Annotated in this window: 10 protein-coding genes; 6 read left to right on the forward strand and 4 right to left on the reverse strand. The window is 71.8% G+C overall.

Features of this window, described 5'->3' with window-relative positions; translation table 11 throughout:
• Nucleotides 1–23: 23 nt before the first annotated feature.
• A complete protein-coding gene (locus J5V96_RS12470; protein ID WP_208500011.1) occupies nt 24–893 on the forward strand; it encodes a PHP domain-containing protein in 870 nt (289 codons plus the stop codon).
• A gap of 52 nt (nt 894–945) precedes the next feature.
• Here the strand turns inward: J5V96_RS12470 and J5V96_RS12475 are convergent, their stop codons facing one another.
• Nucleotides 946–2,433 (reverse strand): DEAD/DEAH box helicase, encoded by a 1,488-nt coding sequence (locus J5V96_RS12475; protein ID WP_208500012.1) that lies wholly within the window; start codon nt 2,431–2,433, stop codon nt 946–948.
• Between the two features lie 168 nt (nt 2,434–2,601).
• On the opposite strand from J5V96_RS12475, the gene J5V96_RS12480 reads away from it, so the two are divergent.
• Nucleotides 2,602–3,318, forward strand: coding sequence for a ferritin-like fold-containing protein (locus tag J5V96_RS12480; RefSeq protein WP_208500013.1), 717 nt, complete (start codon nt 2,602–2,604; stop codon nt 3,316–3,318).
• Between the two features lie 95 nt (nt 3,319–3,413).
• On the opposite strand, the gene J5V96_RS12485 is transcribed toward J5V96_RS12480, so the two are convergent.
• Complete coding sequence (locus tag J5V96_RS12485) at nt 3,414–3,704, reverse strand: hypothetical protein (protein WP_208500014.1); 291 nt, start codon at nt 3,702–3,704, stop codon at nt 3,414–3,416.
• 1 nt (nt 3,705) lies between these two features.
• Nucleotides 3,706–3,927, reverse strand: coding sequence for a DUF3107 domain-containing protein (locus tag J5V96_RS12490; protein ID WP_208500015.1), 222 nt, complete (start codon nt 3,925–3,927; stop codon nt 3,706–3,708).
• A gap of 184 nt (nt 3,928–4,111) precedes the next feature.
• On the opposite strand from J5V96_RS12490, the gene J5V96_RS12495 reads away from it, so the two are divergent.
• Nucleotides 4,112–7,354 (forward strand): ATP-dependent DNA helicase, encoded by a 3,243-nt coding sequence (locus J5V96_RS12495; RefSeq protein WP_208500016.1) that lies wholly within the window; start codon nt 4,112–4,114, stop codon nt 7,352–7,354.
• Nucleotides 7,355–7,360: 6 nt separating this feature from the next.
• Nucleotides 7,361–10,843: an ATP-dependent helicase gene (locus tag J5V96_RS12500; protein WP_208500017.1), complete on the forward strand. Its 3,483-nt coding sequence runs from the start codon at nt 7,361–7,363 to the stop codon at nt 10,841–10,843.
• Here the strand turns inward: J5V96_RS12500 and J5V96_RS12505 are convergent.
• Nucleotides 10,783–12,093, reverse strand: a complete 1,311-nt coding sequence (locus J5V96_RS12505; RefSeq protein ID WP_208500018.1) for a phosphotransferase — start codon at nt 12,091–12,093, stop codon at nt 10,783–10,785. The two genes, J5V96_RS12500 and J5V96_RS12505, sit on opposite strands and share 61 nt — an antisense overlap.
• 96 nt (nt 12,094–12,189) lie before the next feature.
• Between J5V96_RS12505 and nudC the strand changes: the two genes are divergently transcribed.
• Together nudC and J5V96_RS12515 are read left to right on the forward strand one after the other, a co-directional pair.
• Nucleotides 12,190–13,143, forward strand: a complete 954-nt coding sequence (gene nudC / locus J5V96_RS12510; RefSeq protein ID WP_208500019.1) for an NAD(+) diphosphatase — start codon at nt 12,190–12,192, stop codon at nt 13,141–13,143.
• Entirely contained in the window at nt 13,128–14,912 is a 1,785-nt protein-coding gene (locus J5V96_RS12515; RefSeq protein WP_208500020.1) for an ATP-dependent helicase, read from the forward strand. Before nudC ends, J5V96_RS12515 begins: the two co-directional genes overlap by 16 nt.
• Nucleotides 14,913–15,580 lie beyond the last annotated feature (668 nt).

The following is a 15,580-nucleotide window of genomic DNA, read 5'->3' on the forward strand; positions in this document are numbered from 1 at the left end:
GGCGCGGGCGATACGATCGGCGGGTGGGTGAGGCAGACATCAGGTTCAGCGGACCGAGCGACCTGCACCTGCACTCGGTCTGCTCCGACGGCACGGAGCCGCCCGCCGAGGTGATGGCGGCGGCGCACCGCCACGGACTCCGCACGGTCGCCTTGACCGACCACGACACGACGGCGGGATGGGCCGAGGCCGCGCAGGCCGCGACCTCGCTGGGCATGACGCTGCTGCCCGGCATGGAGTTCTCGTCCCAGTACGAGTGGCGCAGCGTGCACATGCTGTCCTATCTGTTCGACCCGGACGATCCGGCGCTCCGAGCGGAGACCGATCGGATCCGCGACGATCGCATCGGACGGGCTGAGCGGATCGTCAACAACATCGCGCGCGACTACGACCTGACCTGGGACGACGTGGTCGCCCAGACCACCGGGGACGCCACGGTGGGCCGGCCGCACATCGCCGACGCGCTCGTCGCGCGGGGCCTCGCCACCGATCGCAGCGCGGCCTTCGACGGACTGCTCCACCCCCGCGAGGGCTACTACGAGCCGCACTACGCGCCCGATCCGTTCCGGGTGGTCGAGCTCGTCACCTCCGCGGGAGGCGTCGTCGTGATGGCGCACCCCGCCTCGGGGCGCGGGATCCTGCCGCTGCCGATGTTGCAGGACCTCGTCGACGCCGGCCTTGCGGGCTTCGAGATCGACCACCGTGAGAACACCGAGAGCGGCAAGCGGCTTCTGCGTCGACTGGTTGCCGAGCGCGATCTCATCGTCACCGGGTCGAGCGACTATCACGGCCGGGGCAAGCCGAATCTGCCGGGGGAGAACACAACGAGCGACGAGATGGTCGCGCGCCTCATCGAACAGGCGAGCGGAATCGATCCCGTGTATCCCGCCTGATCACACGCATACGACGAGACCCCCGCCGAAGCGGGGGTCTCGTCTTCTGGTCTCAGGCGCCGGTCGGGGCGCCACCCGCCGGACGGCGATGGCGGCGGCGACGGCGCGCGGGAGCCGGCTTGCCGTCGTGGTGCTCGGCGCCCTGACCGTCGTGCGTGCCCTGGCCTTCCGGCGCCTCGGCGGGAGCGCCGTGCTCGGCGGCGACCACGTCGCCTTCGCCGCGGCGGTGGCGCGTGCGCTGGCGCGGCTCGCCCGAGCCCTCGCCGGCGCGGCGATCGTTGCGCACGGGGCCGTCCGAGCGGCGCTCACCACGGGCCGGTCGGTCACCGCGCGGCGGGCGGTCGGCCTTGGGCGCGGTGGTGAGACGGCCCTTCGTGCCGGCCGGGATGTTCAGGTCGCTGTAGAGGTGCGGGCTCGACGAGTAGGTCTCGGTCGGCTCGGGCTGACCGAAATCGAGTGCGCGGTTGATGAGGGCCCACTTGTGCAGGTCCTCCCAGTCCACGAAGGTGACCGCGATGCCCGTGCGACCGGCGCGACCGGTGCGACCCGCGCGGTGCAGGTAGGTCTTGTCGTCGTCCGGGATGGTGTGGTTGATCACGTGCGTGACGTCGTCGACGTCGATGCCGCGCGCCGCGACATCCGTGGCCACGAGGACGTCGACCTTGCCCGCCTTGAACGCGGCCATGGAGCGCTCGCGCTGCTCCTGGCCCATGTCGCCGTGCACACCGCCGACGTTGAATCCGCGGTCGCCGAGCTCGTCGACCAGGCGCTGTGCCGCGCGCTTCGTGCGCGTGAAGATGACGGTCTTCCCGCGGCCCTCGGCCTGCAGGATGCGCGCGACGACCTCGTCCTTGTCGAGCGAGTGCGCGCGGTAGATCACGTGCTTGATGTTGGCCTGCGTGAGGCCCTCATCCGGATCCGTGGCGCGGATGTGGATGGGGTTGGTCATGAAGCGACGCGCGAGCGCGACGATCGGGCCGGGCATCGTCGCCGAGAACAGCTGCGTGTGGCGGGTCTGCGAGACCTTCTGGAAGATCTTCTCGATGTCGGCGAGGAAGCCGAGGTCGAGCATCTTGTCGGCCTCGTCGAGGACGACCTCGGTGGCGTGCGACAGGTCGAGCAGACGCTGGTTCGAGAGGTCGATGAGGCGACCGGGGGTGCCCACGACGATCTGCGCACCCGCCTTGAGCGCCTCGATCTGGCCCTCGTACGCCTTGCCGCCGTAGATGGCGACGACCGTGGTGGAGCGGTTCGACGTGAGCAGCTGCAGGTCCTCATAGACCTGAACGGCGAGCTCGCGGGTGGGAACCACGATGAGGGCCTTGACGCCCGGCTCCGGGGTGAGGCCGAGGCGCTGGACCACGGGGATGCCGAAGCCGAAGGTCTTGCCGGTGCCGGTCTTGGCCTGTCCGATGACGTCCTGGCCGGGGAGGGCGAGGGGGATCGTCTGCTCCTGGATGGGGAACGCGGACTCGATGCCCTTGGAGGCGAGTGCCTCGATGATGTCCTGATCGACGCCGAGGTCGGAGAATGCGGTCACGATTGTGAAGTTGCCTGTCCGGCGGCCGTCGCCGCCTGAGGAGATGGATCCACGCCCTTGTCTGCTCCAGGCGCGAAGGCCCCGATCCGTCGCCGGGGACCCGCTCAGCCTACCCGAGCGACCTGTCGTCTCCCCGGGATCGGCGCGCTCACGCTCTAGGCTGAAGCCGTGGTCAACTGGAAGTTCTGGCGCCGTCGCCCGCCCGCCCGGATCCTGCGCCTGCGGTCGCGAGGCGATCTGGGAGACGCGACGCGCGTCGCCTTCGAGGAGCTCGCGCCCGACGCCACGACCTTCCTCGGTCAGGCCGCCTACCTGCAGCTCGGCTACTTCGAGACGCTCTCGCGTCTGATCCGCGCCACCCCCGATCTCGACGAGAAGGAGGCGCTGTCGCTCGCGGCGGGCGCGGCGCTCGTGAAGCACCGCGCCATCGTGGATGTGATCCGCGAGCGGGGCGAGGTGCCGTCCGAGATCATGCGGCCCTTCCAGGCGCAGCTCGACGAGTTCCGATGGGCGACCATCGGCGCGCGGCCGCGGGAGACGATGCTGTCGGTGCACATCACCGCCGGCATGCTCGACGACTTCTACCGCACGCTCGCCGCCGAGTACGGCGACACCGGTCGCAAGGTGGCGCGCATCCTGAACGTGGACAGCGATCGCGAGCTGATCGTCGACCTCATCCGCGCGACGATCGAGGCCGACGACGAGATGCGCTCGCTGCTGTCGATGTGGGCCCGCCGCCTCGTCGGCGACACGCTGCTCGTCGCGCGCGCGGCCCTGCGCCCGCAGCGCCTCGGCGTCGACGACGAGAAGAAGGTCGAGCCCGTCTTCACGGCGCTGATGGCCGCGCACGCGCGACGGATGGATGCGCTCGGGCTGTCCTCCTGAGCCGAGGGTCCGTGGGCGCGCCGCGCTGAGGGGCGTCAGGCGGCGCCGGGCACGACGAAGCCCCCGTCGAGGACGGGGGCTTCGCGGTGCTGCGCTCAGGCGATGCCGGCGGCCTTCGCCTCGGCGGCGTCGTGATGCGCGCGGTGACGGCTGATCGCTTCGGTGCCGGCCCACGAGAGCAGCGCCGAGACGACGATCGTCGACAGCCACGTCCAGGGGCTGGCCTCGCCGAGACCCGACCACGTGCAGATCGCGTAGACCACCGCCGCGGCGGCACCCGAGATGGCGGGGGCGAGCACGACACCGCGCGTCGCACGCCGCGGCACCAGGTAGTGGATGCCGATGCCGATCGAGATCGCGGCGATCAGCGCCAGCAGGATGTACATGTCAGGCGACGAAGCCGACGCGGCGGGTCTCCTCGCTGCCGACCTCGACGAACGCGAGGTTCGCGGTCGGGACGATGTAGGAGTTGCCCTTGACGTCGGTGAGGCTGAGCGGCGTGCCGGCCGAGATCGCCTCGGCCACCGTGGCCTTGATGCTCTCGGCGCTCTCCGACGACTCGAAGCTGAGCTCGCGGCCGGTGTTGATGATGCCGATGCGGATGTCCACGGGTGACTGCCTTTCGTCGTGCGGGAAGCCCCTCGTGCAGGTGCGCGGGCGGCCGTGGCACAACTCTATGGCAGGGCGACGACACGGCAGGCGGATGAACGCCGACAGCGAACGCGAGGGTCCTGTGGCGGGGGCACACGCGGTGTCGGGCCGAAATGTCCGAGGCGCCGCCTAGCGTGGAAGCATGATCTCCGACCCCCGTGAGCGAGGCTGGGACCGCGCACAGGCCCGGGTGCTGTCGCTTCCTGCCGACGCGTCCGGGGTCGTGGTGGGTGCGCCCGGCACGGGCAAGACGGCCGTGCTCGTCGAACGCGTCGCGCGGCTGCTCGCCGACGGAGTGGCGGCCGACGAGCTCGTCGTGCTGACGCCGACTCGCGTGTCGGCCACGCGCCTGCGCGACGAGCTGGGCCTCCGCGTGCAGGTGGCCACCCCCGGGCCGCTCGCGCGCTCGGTGGGGTCGTTCGCGTTCCAGGTGGTGCGCGCCGATGCGGTGCGCCGGGGCGACGAGGCGCCGAAGCTGCTGACGGGCGCCGATCAGGATCGCATCGTGGCAGACATCCTCGCGGGAGACGAGCAGGACGAGGCCGACGGCCTGCGCCTGTGGCCCGAGCACCTGGGTGCACCCGTGAGAGCGTCGAAGGGCTTCCGCTCCGAGCTGCGCGCCTTCCTCGCCGAGCTCGCCGAACTGGGGGTGGGACCCGCAGAGCTCGCCGCGCTCGACGTGCCGGCCTGGACCTCTGTCTCGCGCTTCATGCGCGACTACCGCAACGTGCTCGACGGCATGCGCTCGCCGCATCGTGAGGTCGCGGAGCTGTACGCGGAGGCGGCGGCCGCGTTGCGGGCCGGTGCGGCGATCGCGGGCCTCGAGCGCCTGAGAGTGGTGCTGATCGACGACGCGCAGGAGCTCACGCGCGGCGGCATCGCCGTCGTGGAGGCCCTGCGGGCGCGGGATGTCGCCGTGCTCGCGTTCGGCGATCCGGATATCGGATCGGGTGCCTTCCGCGGCGTCACCCCCGAGCTGTTCGCTCAGCTCTCACGGGCGCTGGGGACGTCGCACGTGCTCGACGGGGAGCATCGCTCGACGGCACGGCTCACCCGACTGGTGCGCACGGTGACGCAGTCGATCGGAGCGGCCGGCGTGGTCGCGCATCGCCGTTCTCCCGGGGAGGAGCTCGAGGAAGACGGCACGATCGAGACGCTGCTCGCGGCGTCACCCTACGAGGAGATCGACCGCATCGCCTGGACCCTGCGCGACTGGCACCTGCTGGGCGGAGTGCCGTGGTCGCGGATCGCCGTCATCGCGCACGACACCCGGCAGCTGACGACGCTGGAGGCCGAGCTCGCGGCGCGCGAGGTGCCCACTCGGGCCGCGGGCGTGCAGCGGCCGCTCGGCAGCGAGCCGGCCGTGCACGACATCGTCGAGATCGTGCGCCTAGGCCTCGCGGACCACGCCGATCGTGATGCCGAGAGCCTGCTCGAGGCGCTGCGATCGCCCTTCGGCGGGCTCGACGGCGTGGGGCTCCGCCGCCTGCGCGCGCACCTTCGCCACGCCGAGCTGGCAGAAGGAGGAAACCGCCCCGCGCGCGAACTGCTGCACGAGGCCCTCGGACAGCCGGCGTCGTTCGACCTGCTCGACACCCCCGAGTCGCGCACCGCCAAGCGCCTCGCCGAGACCCTGCGGCTTCTGCATGAGGAGGGTGCCCGCGGCGCGACCATCCACGAGCTGCTCTGGCTCGTGTGGGATCGCGCCAAGGCGAGCGACGGGCAGCGGCTCGAGCGCGCATGGCATCAGCAGGCGCAGGGCGACGGCCCCGTGGCCGCCGAGGTCGCGCGCGCGCTCGACGGGCTGGTCGCGCTGTTCGCGGCGGCGAAGCGATCGGTGGAGCGCAGCCCGGAGGAGGGGCCCCACCCGTTCATCCGCGAGATCCTCGACAGCGATGTTCCCGAGGACACCCTGTCCGCGCCGGATCGCGACGGCGCGGTGACGCTGATGACGCCCGCCAACGCGCTGGGCGTCGAGTTCGACGCGGTCGTCATCGCCGGCGTGCAGGAGGGCGTCTGGCCGAATGTGCGCCTGCGCGGCGGGCTGCTCGAGTCGTGGCGCCTCGCCGACGTCGTCGCGGCTCGCCGCGAGCGGCGCGGCGAGCCCGAGCCGCAGGGCGTGCTCGACCGGCGTCGCGCGGCGATGCACGACGAGCTGCGGCTGTTCGTGCGCGCCGTGTCCCGCGCCCGCACGCGACTGCTCGTCACCGCGGTCGACGATGACGCGACCGGGCCGAGCGCGCTGTTCTCCTTCCTGCCGCCACCTCGCCGCGACGACGATCAGCGCACGGAGCATCCGCTGACGCTGCGCGGCCTCGTGGCGCGACACCGGCGCGTGCTCACCTCATCCGATGACACGCATGAGCGTGCGGAGGCGGCGGGGCAGCTCGCGATGCTGGCCCAGGCTGATGTGGCCGGCGCGGCCCCGGAAGACTGGTACGGCGTGCGGGAACCGTCGACGGATGCTCCGCTTCGCGATCTCGACGCGGGGCCGGCGCGGGTGTCGCCGTCTCGCATGGAGGCGTTCGAGGAGTGCGGCCTCGGCTGGGTCATCGACAGCCTCGGTGGCGACACGGTCACGGCGCCGAGCGCGGGGATCGGCACCATCCTCCATGCGGCGCTCGAGCGCTACCCCGACGGCGATCTCGACGGGCTGCGATCGGTGGTCGAGGAGCGCTGGTCCGAGCTCGACTTCGAGACCCCGTGGATCGCCGTGAAGGAGCGCAAGCGCGCCGAGACGTACGTCGACCGCCTGCATTCCTACCTGCGCGAGGTGCGCCGAGATGGGGGAGCGCACGTCGTGTCGGAAGCGTCGTTCCGGTTCGCCGTCGAGACCGCTGCCGAGCATGACGCGCCGCCGCGGGTATACGTGGGCGAGGAGATCGACGGTCCGCGACGCGCGATCGTGAGCGGCGTGATCGACCGCGTCGAGACCTACCCGCCGGGCGGGGGCGAGCATGCGCTGGCGCGCTCACGCGGTTGGAGCGCGATGGCTCCCGCGGCCCCAGCGGATGAGCACGTTGTGGTGGTCGATCTCAAGAGCGGCCGCTACGAGAAGCCCGGCGACAACGACGTTCTCGCGCACGGGCAGCTCGCGGCCTATCAGATCGCCGTGCAGGAGGGGCTCGTCGACGGCGCCGCCTCGAGCGCTCTGGCCGGCGCCCGCCTGGTGATCGTGTCGCAGACCCTCGCAAAGAGCGACTACCGCGTCGCACATCAGCACCGGCTCGCAGAGGAGCCCCGCGCCGAGTTCCTGCGGCGTGTCGCGGAGGCGGCGCGCGGCATGTCCGCCTCGAGCTTCACGGCGCAGGTCGACGCCCACTGCACCGAGGGCATGTTCGTCAAGCCGTGCCGCATCCACACCATTCCGTCCGTGAGCGCGTAGGCAGCGATGACACTTCAGATCGACGACATCTCCACCGCGCCCGCCTGGCCGGGAGGACACGGGATCAGCGCCACCGATATCGCGGCAGCGCTCGGTCTGCCGACCCCCACTCCGGAGCAGCAGCGGGTGATCGAGGCACCGCCGAGCCCGGCGCTGGTCGTCGCCGGAGCGGGCAGCGGGAAGACCGAGACCATGGCGGGACGGGTGGTCTGGCTCGTCGCGAACGAGCACGTGCGGCGCGACGAGATCCTGGGCCTCACCTTCACCCGCAAGGCCGCGGGCGAGCTCGCCGAGCGGATCGGCGCGCGCCTCGCCCTCATCGACGAGTACGGCCGCCGAGGCCTGCTGCCGCACCTTCATGCCCTGGTGGCCGAGGGGGCGCTGGCGCGGATCGATGCGGCGGCGACGCCCGCCCAGCGCGAGACCGTGCGCCGCGAGGTGCTCGACGCGCTTGCGGCCGCGCGCGCGACGGGATGGGATCCCGCATCGCCTCGCACCGTGGACGACCTGATGATCCGGCCCCGCGTCGCCACCTACAACGCCTTCGCCGATGCGATCGTGCGCGAGCACGCCGCGCGTATCGGGCGCGACCCCGATGCCGCGATGCTCAGCCAGTCGGCGTCGTGGCTGATCGCGCGGCATGTCGTCCTGCGAGCGCAGATTCCCGGGCTGGAAGAGGTCGAGCGCGCCCTGAACGGTGTCGTCGACGCAGTGCAGAGCCTCGCCGCGGAGGTGCTGGACCATCGCATCGACCTCACCGAGCTCGAGCGCGTGGCCGTCGAGCAGGCGGCGCAGTTCGCGCCCTACCGCGAGAAGGAGGCCGTGGACAAGGCCGCGGCCAACCTTCTCGCCATGCCGATCCTCGTGCAGCTCGTGCGTGAGTACATCGCCGAGAAGCAGCGCCGCGGCGTGCTCGACTTCGCCGACCAGGTGAACGGGGCGTTCGACATCGTGGAGCACGCGCCGCAGGTGCGGGCCGACCTCCGCGAGCAGTACCGGGTCGTCCTGCTCGACGAGTATCAGGACACGTCGGTCATTCAGACGCAGTTCCTCGCCGAGCTGTTCGGCGACAGCGCGGCGATGGCCGTCGGCGACCCCCATCAGTCGATCTACGGCTGGCGCGGTGCCAGCGCCGACAACCTCTACGCGTTCGACCGCGCGTTCGCACGAGAGACCCCCGCATCACACTTCAGCCTCATGACGAGCTGGCGCAACGACGCTCGCATCCTCGCGACCGCCAACCGGGTGCTGCGGCCCCTCCAAGGGCGCGGATCGTTCCGGGTGCCCGAGCTCGAACCGCGTCCGGGGGCCGACGAGGGGAGGGTGTCGTCGCGCTTCGAGCTGACGGTCGATGACGAGGCCGCATCGGTGGCGGAGTGGTTCGAGACCGTGCGCTCCGCGCATCAGGGCAGCCGGCCGCACACCGGCGCGATCCTCTTTCGTTCGAAGAAGCACATGCAGACCTTCGCGACGGCACTCGGAGCGCGCGGCATCCCGCATCGCATCCTGGGTCTGGGCGGCTTGCTGTCCACCCCTGAGGTCACCGATGTGGTGTCGATGCTGCGCGTGCTGCACGATCCGACGGCCGGGTCGGCGCTCATCCGTCTGCTCGTGGGGCCCCGCTTCGGCGTGGGCGTGGCCGACATGGCGGCGCTCTACGACCTGGCGACCGAGCTCGCCCGCCGCGACGGCGGTCTGACGCCGCTCGCGGACGAGCTCAAGGCGCGACTGCGCAGTTCGGCCGGGGTGGACGAGGCGGTGTCGATCGTCGACGCGGTCGACTTCATCCGCACAACGCGCGATGACTACCGTCTTCTCGCAGGCATCAGCCCGGAGGGACGCCATCGCCTGCGCCGGGCCGGCGAACTGCTCGAACGCCTGCGCCGCGCGGTCGCGCAGCCGATCCCCGAGCTCATCCGCCTGATCGAGCTGGAGCTGCGCCTCGACATCGAGCTCGCCGCCAACGAGACACGGGGTCCCGCCCGGGTCGCCTCGACGCAGCTGCGCGCGTTCGTCGACGAGGTGAGGGGGTTCCTCTCGGCCGACGAGCGCGGAACGATCGGCAGCCTGCTGGCCTGGCTCGACAAAGCGGAGTCGACCGACGAGCTGATGCCCCGCACCGAGCCGCCTGAGCCGGGGGTCGTGCAGCTTCTGACGATCCACGGGTCGAAGGGCCTCGAATGGGACGCAGTCGCCGTCGTGCGCCTGGTCGACGACGAGCTGCCCAGCCGCGTGAGCGACACGTCGGGCTGGTTCGGCTTCGGCGTCGCGCCCTTCTCCCTGCGTGGCGACGCGTCAGCGCTCCCGCGGTTCGTGTGGGATCCGGCAGGGGCGATGGCCGATGCCGGACCGGATCCCGCCAAGCAGCACAAGGCGGCTCTCGATTCCCTCGCGGCAGGGAAGACGAAGGCATACCCGGATGGCGGCGCGCTCGTCCGTTTCAAAGACGCCTACCGCGACTACCAGCAGGAGGAGGAGCGACGACTCGCCTACGTCGCCATCACCCGGGCGCGCTCCGACCTTCTGCTGACCGGCGCGCACTGGGCGGGCCAGAAGTCGCCGCGAAAGCCGAGCCCGTATCTTCTCGACGCGATCGCCGAGCTCGGCCTCGACGAGATCGGGGAAGTCGACAAGGACGTGAACCCCTACGAGGGAACGGCACTCACGCGCGAATGGCCGCTCGACCCCCTCGGGCATCGCCGCGGCCGCGTGGCCGACGCAGCCGCCCTGGTGTCGCGCACGCCGCCTGCCGCGCCGACCCTGCAGGCGGCGCGCCTTCTCGCCGAGCGCGAGGAGCGCGGACGCGGGCAGGCGCTCGCGGCGCCCACGCGCATCCCTGCATCGCGGTTCAAGGACTACGTCGCCGACTTCGCCGGCACCGTCTCCCAGATCGACCGTCCGCTGCCCGAGCGCCCGTACACGCAGACCCGCATCGGCACGCTCTTCCACCAGTGGGTTGAGCAGCGATCAGGGATCTCCGGTCCCGGGAGCTCGACGGATGACGCGCTCTGGGAAAGCGACGAGGAGCTGTGGGGTGAGGCCGATCTCGCTCCGGAGACCGAGGTCTCAGCCGAAGACGAGGCGACCCTGGAGGGGCTGCGCGAGATCTTCCTGCGCAGCGAATGGGCGACGCTCCAGCCGATCGAGGTCGAGACCGAGATCGACTTCACGATGCCCGCAGCCGACGGTGCTCCCGCGCACATCGTCATCTGCAAGCTCGACGCCGTGTACGAGCGAGACGGTCGGATCGAGATCGTCGACTGGAAGACGGGCAAGGCTCCGCGCACCGCGGCTGAGAGAGAGCAGCGGCTGCTGCAGCTCGCGCTCTACCGGATCGCGTACCACCGTCGGCACGGTGTGCCCGTCGAGGACATCGATGTGGCGCTGTACTACGTGGCGGATGACCTGGTCATCCGGGACGACCGGATCTACTCCGAAGAGGAGCTGGTCCAGCGCTGGAACGCGGCGCGCGCCGCTTCGTCGGCCTGAGTCTTCTCGTCATCCGTTTCGCCGGCCGCGATCACGGGAATCGCGTCGGTGGCGGTGTGATCCGGTGCGCCGCCCTTGCCGCCCGGGGAGGCGAGTCCCACGAACTCCGACGGGTCGAGAGGCTGGGTCTCCTCTGCGGCGGCGGCCGCACGAGCCCGCTTCTCAGCGCTCCACGAGGCATCCGGAGCGAGCGACAGATCGTCGGCGTCGAACGCATCCGTGTGCATCGACGTGTCGACCGACTGCGCGGGGGCCTGCGGCACTCCGGCCAGAGCCGTCATCGCCTCGTCGATATCGGTGCGGCCGTCATCGAGGTCGCCGAGCAGATCGTCGTCTCGCACGCCCTCCGCAAGCGACTCCAGCAGTCCGGACGCGTCATCGACGACCGCCGCGTTGTGCGTCTCGAGGCCGTGGACCAGCCAGCGCGCGAACTCGAGCTCGGCGTGCAGACGAGCGCGCACGCGTACGGCGGCGTCCGGCGCGCGATGGGCGGCGTCGCCGTACGCGCGGAAGATGTCCTTCGCCGCATCCGGCGCCGACGCGACCCAGCGCAGGTCGACCGCGGGGTCGTCGATCGACAGCCCGTGCCAGTCGAGCACTCCGGAGACCTCGGGCGCCCCACGCTGTCCGTCGACGTACAGGAACGACGCAGCCTGCGTGCCGCCGAGGCATACCGACGGCTCGAAGGCCCAGAGGCGGTCGTCCTCGAGAGCCTCCCGCCAGCGCACCGTCAGCCGCACAGGCAGGCGTCCGCTGTGCGAGGCGGCCTCGACGACGCGCCGTACATCGGCACGGGTCTGCTCGGCGGTGCGCTCCCGCAGCCCCGCGGAGCGCACCACAGACGGCGGTAGTGCGTGGAGAGCCGCGAGCGCGCGCCCTACCGAGGTGGCGGCGCCCTCGCCCGGCGGAAGCTGCTCGGCATCGATCAGGTATCCGGAGACGAAGGTCGTCACCACGGCGCGTCCCCGGGGGAGGGCCGTCGCTCCGACGTACTCGGGCGCGGCGAAGGGCAGCATGGCTCGCACACCCGGAGTCAGCGCACGCAGGGCGATGACCTCTGCCGCGATCTCCTGATCGACGCTCTCCTCACCGGCCACGCGGACCACCAGCTCGCGTCCATCGCGCAGTGTCGCCACGGCGGCGTCGAAACGTCCGCCGCCGCCTGCGCTGAGCGGGCGTGCTCCTGTCACCTCGACGTCCGGGACGGCCGCCGAGACGGCCGCGGCTAGAGTGAGAGGAGAGCGTGCCATGCCCCCCAGGGTAGGTCGCAGGGCCGGGCGAAGCGCCCGCGCCACGCCCGCGAGAGCCCATGCCGCGCCTCGCAGAGAGCCACGCGAGGAGCCACGATGCGCCGCACTGAGCGAGTCGAACGAGACGAGGCCGGCCGTTCCGATGCCGCCCTGCCGGCAGCCCGCCCCGATGCGGTGGCTCCGGCGGCGGTCGACCGCTCGGCCGCCGAGCGCGACGAGCCGGGGCTGCTCGATGCCGTGCTCTCCGACCCCGGCACGCGCGTGATGGTGGTGCACGGCGCCCTCGCCGCGCACGCGGCGGGCGACGAGCCCCGCTTGCAGTCGTTCGCACCGGCCGACGTCCCCGCCGGCGCCGAATGGGGCTTTCTCGGTCGAGCGGCCGATGGTGCCGCCGTGGTGGTGGCCGCGTTCGACCCGGCCACTCCGGCACCGCTGGATGCGCACGGCTGGGCGGGCCCACGGGAGATCGGGGCGGCGCTCGATGAGCATGCGGCCGACACCCTGATGGTCGCGATCAGCCTGGGCCGCTGGCTCACCGACTTCGGCCACTGCCCGCTGTGCGGAGGACGCGCCGTGCTGCGTCAGGCCGGCTGGTCGCGCCGGTGCGAGGACTGCGGTCGCGAGCACTTTCCCCGCAACGACCCCGCCGTCATCGTGGCGATCACGGATCCGGCGCGCGAGCGCATCCTTCTCGGTGCGAACGTGAACTGGCGCGGCCGCATGCATTCGTGCTTCGCGGGGTTCGTGGAAGCGGGGGAGTCGCTCGAGACGGCGATCCATCGGGAGCTCTTCGAGGAGGCGGGGGTGCGTGTCACGGACGTGCGCTACGTGCGCTCCCAGCCGTGGCCGTTCCCGCACTCGCTCATGCTGGGCTTCGAGGCGACGGCGGTCGATCCGGACGAGGCTCGTCCCGACGGCACCGAGATCATCTCGCTCAAGTGGTTCACCCGCGACGAGATCGCGGAGGCACTGGCGGGCCGCGGCGAGTTCGGGCTGCCCGGGCGCGCGAGCATCGCGTACCGGCTGATCCGGGAATGGCACGACGAGTGAGCGCGCTCGACGGGCTCGACGAGCACCAGCGCGAGGCTGCTTCGCGCCTGCGCGGCCCGGTCGTTGTGCTCGCCGGCGCGGGTGCCGGAAAGACCCGCGTCATCACGCACCGCATCGCCCACGGGGTGGACACCGGCGCCTATTCGCCGCAGCGGGTGCTCGCCGTCACCTTCACCGCGAAGGCGGCAGGCGAACTGCGTGGCCGACTGCGCGAGCTGGGCGTCGAGGGCGTCTCGGCCAAGACCTTCCACGCGGCGGCGCTGGCGCAGCTGAACTACTTCTGGCCTCAGGTGGCGGGCGATGAAGCGCCGCGCATCGTCGACAACAAGGTGAAGCTCCTCGCCCATGCCGCGGATGGGCTGAAGCTGCGCGCCGACCGCGCGACCCTGCGCGACGTCGCCTCGCAGATCGAATGGCGCAAGGTCACGATGCGCAGCATCGAGAAGTACGGAGCGCTCGGTCGCTCGGTCGGCGCGCTGCGCACCGACAAGCTCGTCGACCTGATGACGCACTACGAGAAGCTCAAGGACGAGCGCCGCCAGCTCGACTTCGAGGACGTCCTGCTCGCCTGCGCGGGCATGCTCGAGGCCGAGCCCCGCGTCGCCGTCGCCGTGCGCGAGCAGTATCGCCACTTCACGGTCGACGAGTTCCAGGACGTCTCGCCGCTGCAGAACCGGCTGCTCGAACTGTGGCTCGGAGACCGCCGCGACCTGTGCGTGGTGGGTGACGCGAGTCAGACGATCTACTCGTTCACGGGAGCGGACTCGCGGTACCTGCTGGAGTTCGGCACGAAGTATCCGGATGCCACCGTGGTGCGCCTCGAGCGGAACTACCGCTCCGAGGCCTCCGTCCTGGAGGTCGCGAACGCGCTGATGCGCGGACGTCCGGGCGCGCTCACCCTCCAGGCCGTTCGGCCCGCATCTGAGCACGCGCGGACGCCGATCGTCACGGCGTATGCCGACGAGGCCTCGGAGGCGGCCGGGGCAGCCGCCGCGATCGCGGCCCAGCTGGAGGCCGGCGCACGCCCCGACGAGATCGCCGTGCTCTACCGATCGCACGCGCAGTCGGCCCAGATCCAGCAGGCTCTCGCCGAACGGGGGATCCCCACGACCGTGTTGGGTGGCGCGCGCTTCTTCGACATGCCCGAGGTGCGCCAGGCGGTGCTCGCGATCCGCGCGGCGGCGGTCGCGCCCAAGGGCGACGACTTCGTCGAGGACGTGCGCACCGCCCTTCGCGGCATCGGCCACCATGACGAGCCACCCGCGGCAGGCGGGGCGCTGCGCGACGCCTGGGAGGCTCGCGCCTCGATCCTGCGTCTTGCCCAGGAGGCACCCGCGGGAGCGACGCTGCGCTCGTTCGCGGATGACCTCATGGCTCGCGCGAAGGATCAGCACGAGCTGGCCATGCGCACGGTGACGCTCTCGACGCTGCACGCGGCGAAGGGCCTCGAGTGGCCTCACGTGCACCTGCTCGGCTTCTCGGAGGGTCTGCTGCCGATCTCGTATGCGCAGACCGATGAGGGCATCGACGAGGAGCGCCGCCTCGCCTACGTCGGCGTCACGCGCGCCGCGCGAACGCTGGCGATCTCGTGGGCGCGACAGTCGGCAGCGGTACGGGGGGAGCGAGAGCCGTCGCGGTTCCTCGCGGAGATCGGCCCGCATCTCGAGTCGGCGCCGCCGCCGCCCCGCACAGGCAATCGGCGTGCGGACGGTGCGAGCGCCACGAGCGGCGGGCGTCCGCTGCGGAACGCACCGACAGCGTCGCGCTGACGCCGCGTGCGGGGCGGGTTGCGCGAGGATCCCGCCCGGCGAGCCGCTGCTGCAGCAGCCGTGCCACGAGCGTGCCGGCCTCCATGGCGCGCACCCGCGGCACGGGGGCCGGAGTCCGGGAGACCAGTTGCGCAGCGATCACCGGCCACGCGTCATCTCGGTCGCGCTCGCGCTGCGCGAGGCAGGAAAGACACGCGGTGCTCCCCGGCTCGACCAGTGGCCCGACGGTCACGGACGCGGTATCGAACACCACCGGGACGTGCGGCAGGTCGTCGGACATCGCCCGTGCGGGCAGATGCGGCGGCACGTGGTGGTGGGCGATGAGGATGACTGCGTCACCTCGCCAGGGTTCGTCGGGCGCGGGCGACCGCGCGCTCACCCCGAGCGCCCCGAGTGCCTCGGAGAGGTCGGCGCACGTTGCCGCGTCCACGCCGTCGGCCGCGCGCAGCTGAACGGTCCAGGTGGGAGCCTCTGACGCGAAGGCGGGTGCGAGGCGCCCGATGAAGGCGTCGTAGTCGGCGGGTTCCACCCGGAGCGCCGTCACCATACGGCGCAGAGCGTCGGCGTCGATGCCACCGGCGAGCGCCGACAGCGCACGCTGCTGCCACAGCGGGGGATCGTGCAGGGTCGCGACGGCGTGCGCGCCGAACTGCAGCGTGCGGTCATCG

It is taken from the genome of Microbacterium stercoris (assembly GCF_017592545.1).
Lineage (GTDB): Bacteria > Actinomycetota > Actinomycetes > Actinomycetales > Microbacteriaceae > Microbacterium > Microbacterium stercoris.

Excerpts from the sequence above, each read along its gene's own strand:
- J5V96_RS12485 (WP_208500014.1), bottom strand. The coding sequence starts at position 3,704 with ATGTACATCCTGCTGGCGCTGATCGCCGCGATCTCGATCGGCATCGGC.
- J5V96_RS12515 (WP_208500020.1), top strand. The coding sequence starts at position 13,128 with ATGGCACGACGAGTGAGCGCGCTCGACGGGCTCGACGAGCACCAGCGC.
- J5V96_RS12505 (WP_208500018.1), bottom strand. The coding sequence starts at position 12,093 with ATGGCACGCTCTCCTCTCACTCTAGCCGCGGCCGTCTCGGCGGCCGTC.
- J5V96_RS12500 (WP_208500017.1), top strand. The coding sequence starts at position 7,361 with ATGACACTTCAGATCGACGACATCTCCACCGCGCCCGCCTGGCCGGGA.
- J5V96_RS12495 (WP_208500016.1), top strand. The coding sequence starts at position 4,112 with ATGATCTCCGACCCCCGTGAGCGAGGCTGGGACCGCGCACAGGCCCGG.
- nudC (WP_208500019.1), top strand. The coding sequence starts at position 12,190 with ATGCGCCGCACTGAGCGAGTCGAACGAGACGAGGCCGGCCGTTCCGAT.